General features: G+C 68.8%; 16 protein-coding genes and 1 tRNA gene. 15 read left to right on the top strand and 2 right to left on the bottom strand.

What is annotated here, in order from left to right; translation table 11 throughout:
- Positions 1–70 precede the first annotated feature (70 nt).
- Positions 71–670, top strand: coding sequence for a gamma carbonic anhydrase family protein (locus tag ABD206_RS06795; RefSeq protein WP_344070669.1), 600 nt, complete (start codon positions 71–73; stop codon positions 668–670).
- Positions 671–703: 33 nt separating this feature from the next.
- Here the strand turns inward: ABD206_RS06795 and ABD206_RS06790 are convergent, their stop codons facing one another.
- Entirely contained in the window at positions 704–3,379 is a 2,676-nt protein-coding gene (locus tag ABD206_RS06790) for a phosphoenolpyruvate carboxylase (protein WP_344070667.1), read from the bottom strand.
- Between the two features lie 168 nt (positions 3,380–3,547).
- Between ABD206_RS06790 and ABD206_RS06785 the strand changes: the two genes are divergently transcribed.
- The 14 genes from ABD206_RS06785 (at position 3,548) to ABD206_RS06720 (ending at position 15,774) form a co-directional block, all read left to right on the top strand.
- Complete coding sequence (locus ABD206_RS06785) at positions 3,548–4,768, top strand: Na+/H+ antiporter NhaA (RefSeq protein ID WP_344070665.1); 1,221 nt, start codon at positions 3,548–3,550, stop codon at positions 4,766–4,768.
- A 10-nt stretch (positions 4,769–4,778) separates the two neighbouring features.
- The gene (locus ABD206_RS06780) at positions 4,779–5,468 is read left to right on the top strand and encodes a nucleoside triphosphate pyrophosphohydrolase (protein WP_344070663.1); all 690 of its coding nucleotides are present in this window, start codon (positions 4,779–4,781) and stop codon (positions 5,466–5,468) included.
- Positions 5,469–5,499: 31 nt separating this feature from the next.
- On the top strand, positions 5,500–6,756 hold the full coding sequence (hisS, locus tag ABD206_RS06775; protein WP_344071456.1) for a histidine--tRNA ligase: 1,257 nt from the start codon (positions 5,500–5,502) through the stop codon (positions 6,754–6,756).
- Between the two features lie 58 nt (positions 6,757–6,814).
- Positions 6,815–7,633, top strand: a complete 819-nt coding sequence (locus ABD206_RS06770) for an SGNH/GDSL hydrolase family protein (protein WP_344070661.1) — start codon at positions 6,815–6,817, stop codon at positions 7,631–7,633.
- A gap of 24 nt (positions 7,634–7,657) precedes the next feature.
- Positions 7,658–8,014 carry a GntR family transcriptional regulator gene (locus ABD206_RS06765; protein ID WP_344070659.1) on the top strand — a complete coding sequence of 119 codons (357 nt, stop codon included), beginning with the start codon at positions 7,658–7,660 and terminating at the stop codon, positions 8,012–8,014.
- Positions 8,004–9,005, top strand: coding sequence for a DUF1648 domain-containing protein (locus tag ABD206_RS06760; RefSeq protein WP_344070657.1), 1,002 nt, complete (start codon positions 8,004–8,006; stop codon positions 9,003–9,005). Before ABD206_RS06765 ends, ABD206_RS06760 begins: the two co-directional genes overlap by 11 nt.
- Before the next feature lie 58 nt (positions 9,006–9,063).
- On the top strand, positions 9,064–9,705 hold the full coding sequence (locus ABD206_RS06755; RefSeq protein WP_344071454.1) for an O-methyltransferase: 642 nt from the start codon (positions 9,064–9,066) through the stop codon (positions 9,703–9,705).
- Between the two features lie 287 nt (positions 9,706–9,992).
- Positions 9,993–11,273, top strand: coding sequence for a phosphopyruvate hydratase (gene eno / locus ABD206_RS06750; protein WP_344070655.1), 1,281 nt, complete (start codon positions 9,993–9,995; stop codon positions 11,271–11,273).
- A 33-nt stretch (positions 11,274–11,306) separates the two neighbouring features.
- Positions 11,307–11,864, top strand: coding sequence for an FtsB family cell division protein (locus ABD206_RS06745; RefSeq protein ID WP_344070653.1), 558 nt, complete (start codon positions 11,307–11,309; stop codon positions 11,862–11,864).
- A gap of 116 nt (positions 11,865–11,980) precedes the next feature.
- Positions 11,981–12,499, top strand: a complete 519-nt coding sequence (locus ABD206_RS06740; RefSeq protein WP_344070650.1) for a DUF501 domain-containing protein — start codon at positions 11,981–11,983, stop codon at positions 12,497–12,499.
- On the top strand, positions 12,496–13,764 hold the full coding sequence (locus tag ABD206_RS06735; protein WP_425561165.1) for a S8 family serine peptidase: 1,269 nt from the start codon (positions 12,496–12,498) through the stop codon (positions 13,762–13,764). Before ABD206_RS06740 ends, ABD206_RS06735 begins: the two co-directional genes overlap by 4 nt.
- A 22-nt stretch (positions 13,765–13,786) precedes the next feature.
- Complete coding sequence (locus ABD206_RS06730) at positions 13,787–15,166, top strand: NAD(P)/FAD-dependent oxidoreductase (RefSeq protein ID WP_344070649.1); 1,380 nt, start codon at positions 13,787–13,789, stop codon at positions 15,164–15,166.
- A gap of 30 nt (positions 15,167–15,196) precedes the next feature.
- Positions 15,197–15,269: transfer RNA gene (locus ABD206_RS06725), tRNA-Leu, on the top strand.
- Between the two features lies 1 nt (position 15,270).
- Entirely contained in the window at positions 15,271–15,774 is a 504-nt protein-coding gene (locus ABD206_RS06720; protein WP_344070647.1) for a GNAT family N-acetyltransferase, read from the top strand.
- A 3-nt stretch (positions 15,775–15,777) separates the two neighbouring features.
- Here ABD206_RS06720 and ABD206_RS06715 read toward each other — a convergent pair whose 3' ends face one another.
- Entirely contained in the window at positions 15,778–17,301 is a 1,524-nt protein-coding gene (locus ABD206_RS06715; protein WP_344070645.1) for a SulP family inorganic anion transporter, read from the bottom strand.
- Positions 17,302–17,354: the final 53 nt, after the last annotated feature.

Below are 17,354 nucleotides of genomic sequence, written 5' to 3'. Positions count from 1 at the left end.
TCTTCCTGCCGAAGGTCCCTGCCGGAGCGCGCCCCACCGGGCTACGCTGACACCGATCGAGGGAGGAACGATGCTGTTCGAGCACCTGGGGGCGAGCCCCCGCATCCACCCGAGCGCGGTGATCGCACCGAGCGCCGTCATCTCCGGAGACGTCACGATCGGCGCGGACGTGCAGGTCCTCCACGGCGCCGTCATCACCGCCGAGGGCGGCCCGATCACGATCGGCGACGACGTCATCGTGATGGAGAACGCCCTGATCCGCGCCAGCGCGACCGACCCCGTCCACATCGGCGACCACGTCCTCGTCGGGCCCATGGCCAGTGTTTCGGGCGCGACGATCGATCGCGAGGTGTTTCTGGCGACCGGGACCCGCGTGTTCAACGGCGCGCGCATCGGGGAGCGCAGCGAGGTGCGGATCAACGCGGTCGTGCACCTGCGCACCGTGCTGCCGGCCGAGAGCGTCGTCCCCATCGGATGGATCGCGGTGGGAGACCCCGCCCAGTTGTATCCGCCCGAGCGTCACGACGAGATCTGGGCGACGCAGCAAGAACTCGACTTCCCCGGGTACGTCTTCGGTCTGGATCGGGATACGCCCGACCTCATGGTGCAGCTCACCGAACGCTACGGCCGGGCACTGTCCCGTCACGCAGACGACCGCCCCCTCGACTGAGCGAGAGGACGGTCGCGAGACGGTGCGCGAGACTCAGCCGGTGTTCTGCAGTCCCGCCGCCACACCGCTGACCGAGAGCAGCAGGAGTCGCTGCTGGTCAGGGTCCGCCGGCGCGTCGGCGGCGGATGCCTCCCGCAAGGCTCGGAGCGCGCGCAGCTGCAGCAGCGAGAGCGCATCGACGTAGGGACTGCGCAACTCGACCGCGCGCTGGAGGACAGGCTTGTCCGAGAGCACGTGGTCGCCGCCGGTGAGTCGCACGATCCACGAGCGGGTGAGTTCCATCTCGCCGAGGACCAGCTCTGCGAGATCGTCGCGATCACCGAGGCCGAGGTACCGCTCCGCGATGCGGATGTCGGCTTTCGCGAGGCTCATGGCGACGTTGTCGATCATGGTGCGGAACAGCGGCCACTGCGTGTAGGCGTCGGCGAGGACTTCGGCATCGCCCACCGCCTCGAGCGCGGTCCCCAGACCGAACCATCCGGCGAGGTTGATGCGGGCCTGGGTCCAAGCGAAGACCCAGGGGATGGCGCGCAGGTCTTCCAACGATTCCACCGACAGGCCGCGCCGGGCGGGGCGTGAGCCGAGCGCGAGCAGTCCGATCTCTTCCATGGGTGTCACCTGAGCGAACCACGGGGCGAACCCGGGAGCCTTCACGAGCGAGAAGAAGCGCTCGCGGGAAGCCGCATCCATCGTGGCCGCGACTTCGGCGAAGCGCCCCGCGGCGTCGCTGTTGCGCTTTTCGATCGAGGGGGCCGATGCCAGCAGAACGGCTGCAGCGACCTGATCGATGTGGCGCTGGGCGATGTCGGGGTCGCCGTAGCGGGCGAAGATGACCTCGCCCTGCTCCGTCAGCTTGAAGCGTCCGTCGACCGAGTGCGGGGGCTGGGCCAGGATGGCCGAATTCGCAGGACCGCCGCCGCGGCCCAGGGCCCCGCCCCGGCCGTGGAACAGCGTCAGCTCGATGCCCTCGGTGCGTGCCCACTCGGCGATCAGCGCCTGCGCTTCGTAGAGCGCGAGGTTGGCGGCGACGGGGCCGACATCCTTCGACGAGTCGGAATAGCCGAGCATGACCTCCAGGTGGCGGTCGGTGGCCTCGAGGCGGGCGGCGAACTCGGGGAAGGTCACGACCTCGCTGAGGATCTGCGGCGCCGCCTGCAGGTCGGCGAAGGTCTCGAACAGGGGGATGACATCCAGCACCGGCGGCGTGCCGTGCTCGCCGACCGCATACCGCGCCAGGCGGTGCACGTTCGCGAGGTCCTGCGCCGCCTGCGTGAACGAGACGATGTAGCGCCCTGCTGCGCGGGGCCCGTAGCGCTCCTGCAGATGCGCGACCGTGCGGAACACGTCCAGCACCTCTTCGGTCAAGTCGGACGGCTCTGCGCCGCTGTCGAGTTCGGCGAGCACCTTCTTGTGCACCGCGGAGTGCTGGCGCACCTCGAGCTCGGCCAGGTGGAAGCCGTAGGTTTCGACCTGCCAGATCAGCTGCTGCAGGTGGCCGTACGCCTGGCGCGCCGCGCCCGCCGCGACCAGGGAGTTCTGCACGATGTACAGGTCCGTGAGGAAGTCGGCCGGGTCGGCGTAGGCGAGATCGGCGTTGCGGGTGCGCGTGGCCTCGATCTTGCGCGCCAGCATCAGCATGATGCGGCGGTGCGGCTCGTCCGGGGAGCGCTTGGCGATCTCGTTCGCGGCTTCCTCATCGGCGGCCTTGAGACCGCGCCAGAGTGCCCGCAGCTCGTCGCTGGGGGGCGTGGTCGCCGCATCCAGGGTGAGCGTGCGGCCGATGCGCTGGGTCGTGCGCTCCAGGCCCAGCAGGATGTGCTCTGCGGCGATCCCGGCCGCCTTGCGGGTGACGGACGCTGTGACGAACGGGTTGCCGTCGCGGTCGCCGCCCACCCAGGAGCCGACGCGCACGAATGGCTTGACGAGCGGAGCGTGTGCGCCGGCGGCCTCGCCCTGGAGCGTGTCGTCGATGCGGCGGTAGACCTGCGGGACGACGGTGTACAGCGTCTCGTCGAAGATCGCCATGACCGAGCGGACCTCGTCGGTGGGGGCGGGCTTCTCGGGGCGCAGCGGCGCGGTGCGCCAGAGTGTGTCGATCTCTTCGACCATGCGGCGCTCGACCCGGGAGGTGTCGGTTCCCACGCGCAGGTGCTCATCGTGCTCCTCGATGAGGTCCGCGAGGCGTCGGATGCTCGAGGACACCGCGCGGCGTCGCGCCTCGGTGGGATGGGCGGTGAAGACGGGGTGGAAGCGCAGCGACTGCAGCCGCTCGATGGCGGCGTCACGCCCGATCTCGCCCGACAGGCGGGCGAACGCCGCATCGATCGAGTCCGCTGCCTCCTCGCTGTCGGGGCTCCCGTCCTTTTCCCGGACGACCCGCACCCGCTGGTGCTCCTCGACGAGGTTCACCAGGTGGAAGTAGGCGGTGAAGGCTCGGGCCACCTCGTGGGCGCGCTCGATCGTGAACGACTCGGCGATAGCGGTGGCCGCATCGAACGCATCCGGCGAGGCGTCGGTGCGCGCGCGGATCGCCGCCAGGCGCAGGCGCTCGACATCGTCGAAGAGGCCGGGAGAGCCGCTCTCGCGCAGGACCTCTCCCAGGAGCGAGCCGAGCATGCGCACGTCGGCGCGCATCTGATCGGGGATCTCCTGGGCGGCCTCGTACCGCCCGACGAGCTCGATCGCTTCGGTGTGCGTCAGTTCGTGCATGCCTTCCACCGTAATGGCGTGGTGTTACCGCAGCGTGACGGTCTCGGGTATCGGCCTGCCTCTGCGAAGGCGCCCCGGGACGCGCCCGGTAGGATCGTCAGGAGGGAGTGCCGGGAAGTCTGGTCGGCGTTGTCCGCTGTACCCCGAAGACAGATCCGAGAGGACTCTATGTCGTTGCTTCGTTCCGCCCGTTTTCCCGCGATCATGCTGCTGCTGGCGGCGATCGTGGGTCTCGCTCTCGCCAACTCTCCCTGGGGCGAGGCTGCGCTCGAGGTCCAACACACCTACCTCGGCATCCCGGGCGTGTTCGAGCTCTCGGTCGGTCACTGGATCGCCGACGGCTTGCTCGTGCTGTTCTTCTTCGTGGTGGCCGTCGAACTGCAGTTCGAGCTGACCAATGGCCAGCTCAATTCGCTGCGCAAGGCCGTGCAGCCCGCGATCGCGGCCGCAGGCGGCGTCATCGTTCCCATCGCGATCTTCCTGGCCTTCTCATGGGGCACCGAGTCGGCGAACGGCTGGCCGATCCCCACCGCGACCGACATCGCCTTCGCGCTCGGCGTGCTCGCCGTCTTCGGGCGGGGACTTCCCTCCGGCGTTCGGGTGTTCCTGCTGGCCCTGGCGATCCTCGACGACATCGTCGGGATCATCTTCATCGCGGTCCTGTTCACCGACGGGGTGAATCTGGCCATGCTGGTCGCGGCAGCCGTGCTCGTGGTGATCTTCGGCTACCTCAGCCGCAAGCTCGACACTCGGGCGGGCACCCTCATCGGCATCGTCCTCGTGCTCCTGGGCATCGCCACCTGGGTGCTCGTCTACCTCTCCGGTGTCCACGCCACGATCGCCGGCGTCGCGCTGGGACTGGCCATGTCGCAGCAACCGGCGCTGCACGCACGCCACGCGATGGAGCCGTGGGTCAACGGGATCGTGTTGCCGCTGTTCGCGATGTCCTCGGCGCTGGTCGTGATCCCCGCGGTCTCGTTCGGTGAACTCTCGCCCGCCTTCTGGGGCATCCTCGTCGCGCTGCCGGTGGGCAAGCTCATCGGCATTTCGGTGTTCGGATGGATCTCGCAGCGTGTGGCGCATGATCCGAGCGTTCCGCGATTGCCCTATGCCGATCTGCTCGCCGCCGGCGCGCTCGGCGGCATCGGCTTCACCGTCTCGCTCCTGCTGTCCGAACTCGCCTTCGCCGGCGACGATCTCCTGACAGATGAGGCCGTGCTCGGCGTCCTGGCCGGCTCGCTCATCTCGGTGCTGCTTGCCGCCGTTGTCGTGTCGATCCGGGCGGCGGGGTATCGCCGTGCCGCCGATGAGACCGGCGCCGAGATCGTCGAGGACGAGCACTCGGGATCCGAGACGGCGGATCTCGACGACACCCCCGAGTACCGCTGATCGGCCGCCGATGAGCCAGCCGAGGGACGACGCGGATGGCCTGCGCCGCGCCGTCGACGCCATGCGGGAGGTCCGCGATCGGTGCGTGTGGACCCAGCAGATCGAGCATGCCGATCTCGTTCCCTACCTGGTCGAGGAGAGCGCCGAACTCATCGACGCCGTCGAGGTCGGCTCGCGCGCGGACCTGCGCGAAGAGCTCGGAGATGTCCTGTGGCAGGTGCTCTTCCACGCCGAGATCGCCTCGCGCGACGAGGTCGAGCCCTTCGACATCGACGATGTCGCGGGAGATCTCGCCGACAAGATGGTGCGCCGGCATCCGCACGTCTTCGGCGGTAAGACGGCGCGGACCCCGGACGAGGTGCTTGTGCTGTGGAACGCGGCCAAGGCCGAAGAGAAACGCGAGCGCACGAGCGTGCTCGACGGTGTCTCCGAGAGGATGCCGAGCCTCGCGCTCGCGCAGAAGCTGGTCGGCAAGGCCGCGTCGGTCGATGCGCGGATCGCTCCCGTCGATGCCGAGCAGACAGGTCTCGTGATCGATGACGAGGCTGCCCTCGGTGACGCGCTCCTGGCCCTGGTCGCGCAGGCGCGCCAGCGCGGCTGGGACGCCGAGACGATTCTGCGGGAGAGGCTCCGAACCCTCACGGCGCAGATCCGCGCAGTCGAGCAATCGTGCACCGCGCATCCGCAACCGGGAGAATAGGACGATGCCCGCAGTCAACCCGCCGCGCGGAATGCGCGACTTCCTTCCTGCCGACAAGCTCCGTCGTGAGCGCGTCCTTGCGCTCATCCGCGCCGTCTACCGTTCCCACGGTTTCGACGAGATCGAGACCCCCGTCGTCGAGGACTACGCGCGCCTGCACGCCGGGATCGGCGGCGACAACGAGAAGCTCGCCTACAACGTGCTCCGGCGGGGGCTGGATGCCGACGGCATCCGTGCAGCCGCGGATGACCCGGCCGCGCTCTCCGACCTCGGGCTCCGCTACGACCTGACGGTTCCGCTGGCGCGCTTTTTCGCCTCGCACCGCGCCGAGCTGCCGACGGTGTTCCGCGCGATCCAGATCGCCCCGGTGTGGCGCGCCGAGCGCCCCCAGAAGGGGCGATATCGGCAGTTCGTGCAGTGCGACATCGACATCATCGGCGACGCGACCTCGCGCGCCGAGACCGAGCTCATCGTCGCGTCGCTGGACGCCGTGGATGCGCTGGGGTTGGAGGGAGCACAGGTGCGCGTCAACGACCGACGCGCGCTGGAGGCGATGCTCGCGCACTTCGGATTCGCTCCCGAAGAGCAGTCGGGCGTGCTCATCACGATCGACAAGCTCGACAAGATCGGACCCGCAGGCGTGGTCGCCGAGCTGCGCGAGCGCGGCGCGGACGAGGGAGCGGTGGCGGCCTTCGAGGCCTTCCTGTCGCGCCCGGTCGATGGCCAGACCCTCCCGTTCGGTGAGGGGCAGATCCGTGCGGCGCTTCCCGACGGTGTGGGGGACGAGGTCGTGGCGCACCTGGTCGGCATCGGCGATGCCGTCTCGGCGGCTCGCGGCGAGGGAGAGGTCCCGCTGGTGTTCGACCCGTTCCTCGTCCGCGGGATGGGGTACTACACCGGCACGATCTTCGAGCTCGCGCACCCGAGCGTCGGGTACTCGCTGGGTGGCGGCGGCCGCTACGACGGCATGATCGGCAGGTTCCTCGGGCAGCAGGTCCCCGCGGTCGGGTTCTCGCTCGGATTCGAGCGGCTCGTCGACTTGCTGGATGCCGGCAGCGACGCTGACGAGGACGCGGTAGTGCTGATCCACGATCGTGATGTGCCGCTGGCTGAACTCGTCGCGGCGAAAGCCGCGCTGGTGCGGGTCGGTTCCCGGGTTCGTCTGGAGCAGCGCACGAAGAACCTCAAGGCACTCTTGGATCGCGCCGCCGCCGACGGGTACACGAGCTTCGCCATCCTCGCCGCGGGGGCTGACCCCGGCGCGTTGGAACTCAAGCCGCTGTCCTGAACGGACGGGCGCGGGGGGGGGTAACGCATTGTTCACCCGCGCCGGGTGCAATGGCGACATGGGATCGCGGATTCGGGCCTTCGTCGTCACCGTTGTTGCGAGCATCCTGACCGCGGCGATCACGCTGGCGCTGGCGCGCGAGGTGCTCTCTCGCCAGGCCGCGCACGCCCGACGGCAGATCGGAAAGCCGCTCGGTGAGATCGCACCGGACGCCGACCGGGTGTGGCGGCGCCGGCAGGACGGGGCGTGCATCGACCTGCTGATCGTGGGGGATTCGATTGCGGCGGGACTGGGTGCCGAGCGTCCCAAAGACGTGCTCGGCGCGCGGATCGCGAAGTCGGTGGGGCGGGCGCTCGCCCGACCGGTACGGCTGCGGACGGCCGCCGTGGTGGGATCCGAGTCAGCGGATCTCGTGGGCCAGCTCGACGCGCTGCCCTCCGACTACTCGCCGGATGTCGCACTGGTGATCGTCGGTGGCAACGACGTGACCCACCGCATTCCGGTGGCGACCTCGGTCGAGTACCTCGTCGATGCGGTGACGCGGCTTCGTGATCGTGGCGCCGCGGTGATCGTCGGAACCTGTCCCGACCTCAGCGCACTGCGCCCGGTTCCGCAACCCTTGCGCACCCTCGCGGGACGGATGTCGCATCGCCTCGCCGCCGCGCAGGCGGAGGCTGCCGCGACGGCCGGCGCCCGCGTGGTCTCGCTGCGCCACGCGGTCGGTCCGATGTTTCTGTCGGAGCCGGACGAGATGTTCAGCCTCGACCGCTTCCACCCGAGCGCCGTGGGCTATCGGCGCACGGCCTCGGCATTCGTCCCCGTGGTGATCGACGCGGTGCGCGAGATCGATGAGCGGCGAGGCAAGTTGTTGCAATAGTTCTATTTCAACTAGAATTAATGCGTGCTGATTCGCATCGACCCGAATGACGCGCAGCCGCTCTTCGCGCAGGTTGCCGCTTCCATCCGCGCGCAGATCGCCGACGGAGTGCTGCGCGTCGGCGAGCGGCTGCCCGCGGCCCGCGAGCTGGCCATATCGCTCGGGATCAATCTGCACACCGTACTGCGCGCGTACCAGGACCTGCGCGACGAGGGCCTGGTCGATCTGCGCCGCGGCCGGGGAGCGGTGGTCACCGACTCCGCGACGGCACTGGCAGCGCTCCGCGTCGAGATGGCGCAGATGGTGCATCGGGCTCGGGCGCACGGAATATCGGCGAGCACGCTCGCATCACTCATGAAGGAGATCTCGGATGACGTCTGACGACCCCCGCATCCTGCGGCGATTCGTGCTCGTGGGACTGGTGCTGCCAGTGCTGCTGTGCACTGTCGCCGTCATCGTCCAGGTGTCGATGTTCGGATCGCTCCCCGACCCGGTCGCTACGCACTGGGGGGCGAATGGCCGCCCCGACGCCTACGGTCCGGCGTGGATCTACCCGCTGCTCACGGTGCTCGTCGGGCTCGGGTTGCCCGCTCTCATGGTGGGCCTGATGATCCCGGGACTCCGTCGCGGGGACCGGGGGAGCGCGTACCGGCTCATGGCGGCGCTGGGACTCGGTCTCTCGGCGCTGCTGGCCGGGCTGTCGACCGCCAGCCTCGTCCTGCAGGCCGGCATCGCGGACGCCGCCGAGGCGCCCTCGATCGTCGTCGCGATGATCGTGTCGTTCGCGCTCGCGATGGGCGCCGGCGTCCTTGGCTGGTTCCTGCAGCCGAACGAGCCGTGGCGCGCTGAGCGCCCTGCCGCCGTCGCGCCGCTGGATCTGGCGCCCGGCGAGGACGCGGTCTGGCTGCAGGCCGTGTCGATATCGCGCAGCGGCGCCATCGCGCTTGTGGTCGCCACCGTGATCCTGGTCGCGGCGACCGTCGTCACCGCGGTCACCGCCCCAGCGGGCGTCACGTGGATCCTCGGCATCGTGACCGTCGTGGTGGGCGTGCTGGTCGCGGTCATGACGCGCTTCCGCGTGCGCGTCGACCGCGAGGGTTTGACCGTGACCGGTGTCTTCGGTGCGCCTCGGTTCCGCGTCGCGGTCGAAGACGTCGTCGCCGCGAGCGTCGTGCAGATCTCGCCCATGGCGGATTTCGGCGGGTGGGGTGTGCGGCTGGTGCCCGGGCGGTTCGGCATCGTCCTCCGGTCGGGGGAGGGTATCGAGGTGACCCGCGCGGGCCGACGGGCCTTCGCGGTGACCGTCGACGATGCCCGCACGGGGGCGAGTCTTCTGGAGGCCTACGCGCGGCGGGCGGTCAGCGCGGGTTGACGGTCGGTGACCGAGCCGCAAGCCTGTCGATGTGGCAGAACCGACGCGCGAGAGCTGGATGCGGCTCGATGACTACCTGACCGACGTCCTGGTGGGGCACGACTCTGCGCTGGAGAGCGCCGTCGCGGTGCAGGATGCCGCGCACCTGCCCTCCATCGAGGTGGCGCCCCTGAACGGCAAGCTGCTGCATCTGCTGGCACGGATGATCCGCGCCCGCCGCATCCTCGAGATCGGGACCCTCGGCGGCTACTCGACGATCTGGATGGCGCGTGCCCTGCCCGAGGGCGGGAGAGTCGTCACGATCGAGGCGGAGCCCGACATCGCCCAGGTCGCGCAGTCCAACCTGCTCCGAGCGGGCGTGGCGGATCGCGTGGAGGTGCTCGTCGGGCGCGGTGAGCACGTGTTGCCGACCCTCTCGGGCACGGAGCCCTTCGATCTCGTCTTCATCGACGCCGACAAGGAGTCGAACACCCTGTACCTGGATTGGGCCGCGCGCCTCGGTCGGTCCGGGGGTCTGGTGGTGGTCGACAACATCGGGCGTGAGGCGCGGGTGACCGATGCCGATACCGACGACTCCCAGATCCAGGGAGTGCGCGCGAGCCTGGAAATGCTGCGAGACGACCCACGGTTCGACGCAACCGCACTCCAGACCCTGGACCGCAAGGGCTGGGACGGCATCGCCCTCGCCCTCCTCGCCTGACCCGCCCCCTTCCCCCCTCGCCGAGTTGCACTTCCCCTGGTCGAGTTGCACTTCCCCTGGTCGAGTTGCACTTCCCCTGGTCGAGTTGCACTTCCCCTGGTCGAGTTGCACTTCCCCTGGTCGAGTTGCACTTCCCCTGGTCGAGTTGCACCTCCCCTGGTCGAGTTGCACCTCTTCCTGGTCGAGTTGTCCCGGCCGGGGGTCTGTGGCCCGGCTCTGGTCCTCACTAGACTCGAACCCGGACCGACGTCGCTCCAACATTTGCTCTCTGACACAAGGAGTCCTTCGTGGCACTGATTGAGGCTGTAGGCGCGCGCGAGATTCTCGATTCGCGCGGAAACCCGACCGTCGAGGTGGAAGTCCTCCTCGAAGACGGCACCGTCCAGCGGGCAGCCGTCCCGTCCGGTGCATCCACCGGCGCATTCGAGGCGTACGAGCTGCGCGACGGCGACAAGAGCCGCTACAGCGGTAAGGGCGTCCTCAAGGCCGTCGCCGCCGTGATCGACGAGCTCGGCCCTGCGATCGAGGGTGTGGATGCCAGCGAGCAGCGCCTCGTCGACGAGATCCTCATCGAGACCGACGGCACCGACAACAAGTCGCGCACCGGCGCCAACGCGATCCTCGGCGTCAGCCTCGCGGTCGCCAAGGCCGCCGCCGACAGCGCCGACCTGCCGCTGTTCCGCTACCTGGGCGGACCGAACGCCCACGTCCTGCCCGTGCCGCTGTTCAACGTCATCAACGGCGGCGAGCACGCCGACAACGGCATCGACTTCCAGGAGTTCTTCCTCGCGCCCATCGGCGCCGAGACCTACGCCGATTCGCTGCGCTGGGGCACCGAGACCTACCACGTCCTGAAGGGCGAGCTGAAGGCCGCGGGCTTCGCGACCGGCCTGGGTGACGAGGGCGGCTTCGCCCCTGACCTCCCCAGCAACCGCGAGGGTCTGGACTTCCTGATGAAGGCGATCGAGAAGGCCGGCTTCACCCCCGGAACCGACATCGCCGTGGGCCTGGACGTCGCGGCCACCGAGTTCTTCAAGGACGGCGTGTACACCGTCGAGGGCAAGCCCTGGTCGGCCGACAAGCTCACCGATTACTTCGCCGACCTCGTCGCGAACTACCCGATCGTCACGATCGAGGATGCGCTCGCCGAGGACGACTGGGACGCGTGGAAGGCCCTCACCGAGAAGATCGGCAAGAGCGTCCAGCTCGTCGGCGACGACCTGTTCGTCACCAACCCCAGCCGTCTGCAGCAGGGGATCGACCTGGGTGTCGCCAACGCGCTGCTCGTGAAGGTCAACCAGATCGGCACGCTCTCCGAGACGCTGGATGCCGTGGCCCTGGCCACCTCGAACGGGTACCGCTCGATGATGTCGCACCGCTCCGGTGAGACCGAGGACACCACGATCGCCGACCTCGCGGTCGCGGTGAACTGCGGTCAGATCAAGACCGGTGCGCCTGCCCGCAGCGAGCGCGTCGCGAAATACAATCAGCTCCTGCGCATTGAAGAGGAGCTCGGCGACGCGGCGGTCTTCGCCGGCCGCGGTGCCTTCCCGCGCTACAAGGGCTGAGCCCGCACGATCCTGACAGAAGGGGGAGCCGAGATGACCGATCCGGCTCCCCCTTCTCGTTCTCCCCGCGGCCCGCGCAGACGGCCGCGCGCACCGCGTCGCGTCGACGTGCGCCGCTGGCTGGGCGGCATCCGGCTGTCGGGGTTCATGGTGATCATGCTGGGACTCGTCGTCCTCGCCGCCTTCGTGCTCGTCCCCACGGTGGGCACGTACCTCGAACAGCGACAGCAGATCGCAGCGCTCGCCCAGACCGTCCAGCTGACCGAGGACGAGATCGCGGCGCTCGAGGCGGAGCGCGACAGCTGGAAGGATCCCGCGTTCATCACGACCCAGGCCCGCGAGCGCCTGTACTACGTGCGACCGGGCGAGGTGGTCTACCTCGTCGACGACGATCTCCCGGCCGATGCCATCCCGGCCGAACAGGCACCTGTGAGCGACGAGGTCGAAGAGGCCCAGACCGAGTGGATGTCGCAGCTCGTCCGGTCGGTGACGACCGCCGGTCTCGCCCAGATCGCTACCGGGCCGGTGATCGATATCGAGATCGGCGTGCCCGATCCGACACCGTCGACGACCGAGACCCCCGCGGGCTGACGCGCTCCGTTCGCTCAGCGCGCTCTGTTTTCCTCAACGGCTCTAACGGCTCCGTCTTTGTTAACGGCTCCGTCACACGCAGGGCGATCCCAGGTGGCGATCGCTAGCCTGGACAGGTGCCCACGCCTCCGTATCCGCCGGTGACCGACGCCGAACTCGCGGTGCTGCGCTCGCAGCTCGGTCGTCCGGCGCGCGGCGTGGTCGGAGTCGCCGCGCGCTGTGTCTGCGGCAACCCGACGGTCGTGGCGACCGCGCCGAGACTTGACGACGGCACGCCGTTCCCGACCTTCTACTACCTGACCCACCCCGGAGCAACCGTCGCGATGTCGGTGCTCGAAGCGGAGCAGGTCATGCGCGAATTGTCCGACGAGCTCGCCGCAGACGAGGAGCTGGCTGCCTCGTATCGCGCGGCCCACGAGGCCTATCTGGCCGACCGACGCGCCTACGGCGAGCCCGAGGAGATCGCCGGCATCTCGGCCGGTGGAATGCCCACACGTATCAAGTGTCTGCACGCCCTCCTGGCGCACGCCCTCGCGGCCGGTCCCGGAGTGAACCCGATCGGCGACGCGGTGCTTGCGCGCTCGACGTGGTCTCCTGAGCGGTGCACGTGTGCGATTCCGGGGCCTCCCGCGTGAGACGGCTGGTCGCGGCGGCACTGGCAGTGGCGGGGATCGCGACCCTCACGGGCTTCGCGACGCCCTCGCCGAGCCCGGTCGACTCGGACCCCATCCGCGCTCTGGAGTACTGGCTCGACGACTACGGCGTCCGCGACGCGTGGCAGACGACCAAGGGTGCCGGGGTGACGATCGCGGTCATCGACACGGGAATCGGAAAGGGCCCCGTGGAGTTCTCGGGCGTCGTCGGAGGCACGGATGTCTCGGGCCTGGGGTCGGCCGATGGGCGTACCCCGGTCGGCGCCCGCGACACCGACCACGGCAGCTGGGTCGCCTCGCTGGCCGCATCTCGCGGCACAGGCGTGGACACCGGGATGATCGGCGTCGCGCCCGAGGCGGAGCTGCTGTCGATCTCGGTGGGTTTCGGCAGTACCTCCGCGGTGCCGTTCGTCGAGGAGATCGCCGACGCGATCTACTGGGCCGTCGACAACGGCGCCGACATCATCAACATGTCGTTCACCACCAACACGCAGGAGTGGGACGAGAGCTGGGACGACGCGTTCCTGTACGCCTTCGAGCACGATGTCGTCGTCGTGGCGGCGGCCGGCAACCGCGACAGCGGGACGACGGTGGTCGGTGCACCCGCCACGATCCCGGGGGTCCTGGTCGTGGGTGGCGTGGACCGGGACGGCGTGGCGAGCGTCGGCGCGTCGACGCAGGGCATCACGATCGCCGTCTCGGCGCCGAGCGAGGACCTGCTGGGCGTGTCCGCAGACGGGACGCTCGTGGAGTGGAACGGCACGAGTGGGGCCGCGCCCATCGTCGCGGGGATCGCGGCCCTAGTGCGCTCGGCCCACCCCGAACTTGACGCGGACGACGTCATCAACCGCATCATCCAGACGGCCACACCGGTCGAGGGAGTGTCCTGGGTGCCCGACCCGCTCTACGGCTATGGACTCGTCGATGCCAACGCCGCGGTGAATGCCATCGTGCCGACCGTCAGCACGAACCCGTTGGGAAGCCTGGCCGAATGGATCCGCCTGCACCGTCGTGCCGCCGCTGCCGATCCGGAGCCGACCGCGACCACCGCGCCGGTCGAGATCGATCCATTGCCGCCGGTCGATGAAGCTGCCGCCCAGGCCAATCCGCTGCTGCCCACGGAGGACACTCTGCTGTACGCGACCATTCCCCTCACCGCGACCACCCTCGCGGCTATACTGGTGGGGCTCGGCGTCACCGCTGCTGTCCGACGCGTCCGATTGGCGTCCCGCGCGCCCCGCCGTTGAAAACACCTGGAGTTCTCCTATCGTGAGCACCACCACGCCCAAGATCCTGATCGTCGGTGGAGGGTACGCCGGCTTCTACACGGCTTGGAAGCTCGAAAAGCACCTGCGCAAGGGTGAGGCCCAGGTCACGATCGTCGACCCGCTTCCGTACATGACGTACCAGCCCTTCCTGCCCGAAGTGGCTGCGGGTTCCATCGAGGCGCGTCACGCGGTCGTCTCCCTGCGTCGGCACCTCAAGCGCACGCGTGTTCTGACCGCCAAGGTCACCGGCATCGACCACGCCACGCGCACCGCGACGATCACACCCGAGCACGGGGAGCCGTGGCAGGAGAGCTACGACCAGATCGTCGTGACCGCCGGCGCCGTCTCCCGCACCTTCCCGATCCCCGGCATCGCCGACAACGCGATCGGTCTCAAGACCATCGAGGAGGCCGTCGCTATCCGTGACCGACTCTTCTCGAACTTCGACAAGGCCGCGACCCTTCCTCCCGGCCCCGAGCGCGAGCGCCTGCTGACGGTCGTCGTCGTCGGTGGCGGGTTCGCCGGCATCGAGGCGTTCGCCGAGTTGCGTTCGATCGCCTCCGCACTGCTGGAGAAGTACCCCGAGCTCTCGTTCGACGAGACCCACTTCCACCTCATCGAGGCGATGGGGCGGATCATGCCCGAGGTCTCGCTTGAGACCAGCAAGTGGGTCATGAAGTCGCTCGGCCAGCGAGGGGCAGCCATCCACCTCGACACCCAGGTCACCGGCGCCGTCGACGGCATCGTCGAGCTGTCCACGGGCGAGTCGATCCCCTCCGACATCATCGTGTGGACCGCCGGCGTCATGGCCAACCCCACCGTGGTGCGCGGCAGCGACCTCCCGGTGGAAGAGCGTGGCCGCATCCGCACCCGCGCCGACCTGCGTGTGGGCACCGACGAGGAAGTCGTCGAGGGTGCCTGGGCCGCGGGTGACATCTCTGCCGTGCCCGATCTGACCGGCGGTGGTGTCGGTGGCTACTGCGTGCCGAACGCCCAGCATGCCGTGCGTCAGGCCAAGCTCCTCGCGAAGAACCTGGTCGCCGTGCTGCGCGGCGAGGCGCCTCGCGAGTACATCCACAAGAACCTCGGTGCGGTCGCCGGTCTCGGTCTCTACAGCGGTGTCTTCCAGTCCGGGAAGATCGCGCTCAAGGGCTTCATCGCCTGGTGCGCTCACCGTGGCTACCACGGCCTGGCGATGCCGTCGTGGGAGCGCAAGTGGCGCGTGCTGTGGGGCTGGTGGAACAACTTCTGGCTCGGCCGCGACATCGTCAACCTGTCGACGGTGCAGAGCCCCCGTTATGTCTTCGAGGAGTTCGCCGCCCGGCCCAAGCCTCCGGCAGCCTCCACGGCGCCCACGGAGAAGACGCCCGCCGCGTCCTGACCGGCTAGCGTGGGGGAGCCGGACATCGGCGCCCCCGTAGCCCAATGGCAGAGGCAGGCGACTTAAAATCGCTTCAGTCTGGGTTCGAGTCCCAGCGGGGGCACATGATCCGTCTTGGCCGATCCGAAGATGTCACCGCGATCCGCGGTGTCGAGCGGAGTGCGGGGCAGGCGTTCACGATGATCGGCCTGCGCGCGGTCGCGGAGGATGTTCCGCCGAGTCGGGAAGAGCTTGCGGGCTACATCGACGCCGGTCGGATCTGGGTGACGGTCAACGAGAACGGCCGCCCGGTCGCGTACATCCTAGTACGGCAGGTCGAGAAGATGGCGCATATCGAGCAGGTGTCGGTCGCTCCGGAGCACGCGCGTCGCGGCCTTGGCGCTGCTCTGATCGACCACGTCGAGGAGTGGGCGCGCGGGCAGGAGCTCAACGGTCTGACACTCACCACTTTCGCGGAGGTTCCGTGGAACGCGCCGTATTACGAGCGTCTCGGGTTCCGACAGATCCCACCCGATGCGCTCAGCGATGGTCTCCGCGTGATTCGTGAACACGAGGCAGCGGTCGGCCTCGACCGCTGGCCGCGGACGGCGATGTTTCGGGCGTTGTGAGCGCTACAGCCCGGCGCCGAGCTCGCCTGACAGACGTCCGTGGAACCGGCTCGTCGCCTCGTTCATGCCCTCGAGCACGACGCGCTTGCCGTGCTGCTCATACTTGGTGACGATCGCATCCAGGGCCGCGACGGTCGACGCATCCCAGATGTGCGAATTCGACATGTCGATCACGACCCGGTCGGGGTCGATGGCGTACTCGAACATCGTCGTGAGGTCGTTGCTGGAGGCGAAGAACAGTTCGCCGTCGACGGTGTAGCGGGCGCTGGGCACCGTGCTTTCGGCATCCACCTCGCGTCGGACGGTGACGAAGTGGGCCACGCGCCGAGCGAAGAGCACCATCGCCGCGATCACGCCGACGACGACGCCGATCGCGAGGTTGTGTGTCCACACCGTGATGCCGACGGTGATGACCATGACGATCGTCTCGCTCTTGGGCATGCGGCGCAGGGTGGACCAGCGGATGCTGTGCCAGTCGAAGGTCGCGACCGAGACGACGATCATGACCGCCACCAACGCCGCCATCGGGATCACCGCCACGACATCGCCCAGGACCAGCACGAGGATCAACAGGAACACGCCCGCCAGGAAGGTCGAGATGCGCGTGCGCGCGCCCGAGGCCTTGACGTTGATCATCGTCTGACCGATCATCGCGCACCCGCCCATCCCGCCGAACAGGCCCGAGAGGATGTTCGCGCCACCCTGGCCGAGCGCCTCGCGTGTCTTGCGCGAGTGGGTGTCGGTGATGTCGTCGACGAGTTTGGCGGTCATGAGCGACTCGAGAAGACCGACGACGGCCATGGCGGCGGCGTAGGGGGCGATGATCTGGAGGGTCTCCCAGGTGAGGGGGACGTTCGGGATGATCAGCTGCGGCAGGCTCTCGGGGAGCTCTCCCTGATCGCCGACGGTGGGGACGCTGAGGCCGAAAACCACCGCGACGGCTGTGATGAGGATGATCGCGACCAGCGGCGCCGGAACGATCTTCGTCCACATCGGCATGACGTACATGATGAGCAGACCCACCGCCACCATCGGATAGACGAGCCAGGGGACGCCGATCAGATGCGGCAGCTGCGAGGTGAAGATGAGGATCGCGAGCGCGTTGACGAAACCGACCATCACGCTGCGTGGGATGAAGCGCATCAGCTTCGCCACCCCGAGCACCGCCAGCACGATCTGGATGGCGCCGGCCAGCAGCACTGTCGCGATGAAGTAGTCCATCCCGTACTCGCGGGCCACGGGGGCGATCACGAGGGCGACGGCGCCGGTGGCGGCGGTGATCATCGCGGGCCTGCCGCCGAGGAACGAGATCGCCACGGCCATGATGAACGACGAGAACAGCCCGAGTCGCGGATCCACGCCCGCGATGATCGAGAACGCGATCGCCTCGGGAATGAGGGCGATGGCCACGACCAGTCCAGCGAGCACTTCCCGTGTCAGCAGACGCGGGCTGCGGAGCGCCTGCAGCACCGTGGGTTCGATGCGATAGCGGCTGGCGGGGTCCGGGCGTGAGGCGACGTCAGTCATAACCCGACGAGCCTACGGCGAATCTCCGCCGCACTCACAGTTTCACCGCGCAC

Source organism: Microbacterium sediminicola (assembly GCF_039531125.1).
GTDB classification, from domain to species: domain Bacteria; phylum Actinomycetota; class Actinomycetes; order Actinomycetales; family Microbacteriaceae; genus Microbacterium; species Microbacterium sediminicola.
The sequence above is the reverse complement of the archived record's forward strand: the minus strand, read 5'-3'. Positions and strand labels throughout refer to the sequence as shown.

Coding starts and splice junctions, on each gene's coding strand:
- ABD206_RS06795 (WP_344070669.1), top strand. CDS start 71: ATGCTGTTCGAGCACCTGGGGGCGAGCCCCCGCATCCACCCGAGCGCG.
- ABD206_RS06790 (WP_344070667.1), bottom strand. CDS start 3,379: ATGCACGAACTGACGCACACCGAAGCGATCGAGCTCGTCGGGCGGTAC.
- ABD206_RS06785 (WP_344070665.1), top strand. CDS start 3,548: ATGTCGTTGCTTCGTTCCGCCCGTTTTCCCGCGATCATGCTGCTGCTG.
- ABD206_RS06780 (WP_344070663.1), top strand. CDS start 4,779: ATGAGCCAGCCGAGGGACGACGCGGATGGCCTGCGCCGCGCCGTCGAC.
- hisS (WP_344071456.1), top strand. CDS start 5,500: ATGCGCGACTTCCTTCCTGCCGACAAGCTCCGTCGTGAGCGCGTCCTT.
- ABD206_RS06770 (WP_344070661.1), top strand. CDS start 6,815: ATGGGATCGCGGATTCGGGCCTTCGTCGTCACCGTTGTTGCGAGCATC.
- ABD206_RS06760 (WP_344070657.1), top strand. CDS start 8,004: ATGACGTCTGACGACCCCCGCATCCTGCGGCGATTCGTGCTCGTGGGA.
- ABD206_RS06755 (WP_344071454.1), top strand. CDS start 9,064: ATGCGGCTCGATGACTACCTGACCGACGTCCTGGTGGGGCACGACTCT.
- ABD206_RS06745 (WP_344070653.1), top strand. CDS start 11,307: ATGACCGATCCGGCTCCCCCTTCTCGTTCTCCCCGCGGCCCGCGCAGA.
- ABD206_RS06720 (WP_344070647.1), top strand. CDS start 15,271: ATGATCCGTCTTGGCCGATCCGAAGATGTCACCGCGATCCGCGGTGTC.
- ABD206_RS06715 (WP_344070645.1), bottom strand. CDS start 17,301: ATGACTGACGTCGCCTCACGCCCGGACCCCGCCAGCCGCTATCGCATC.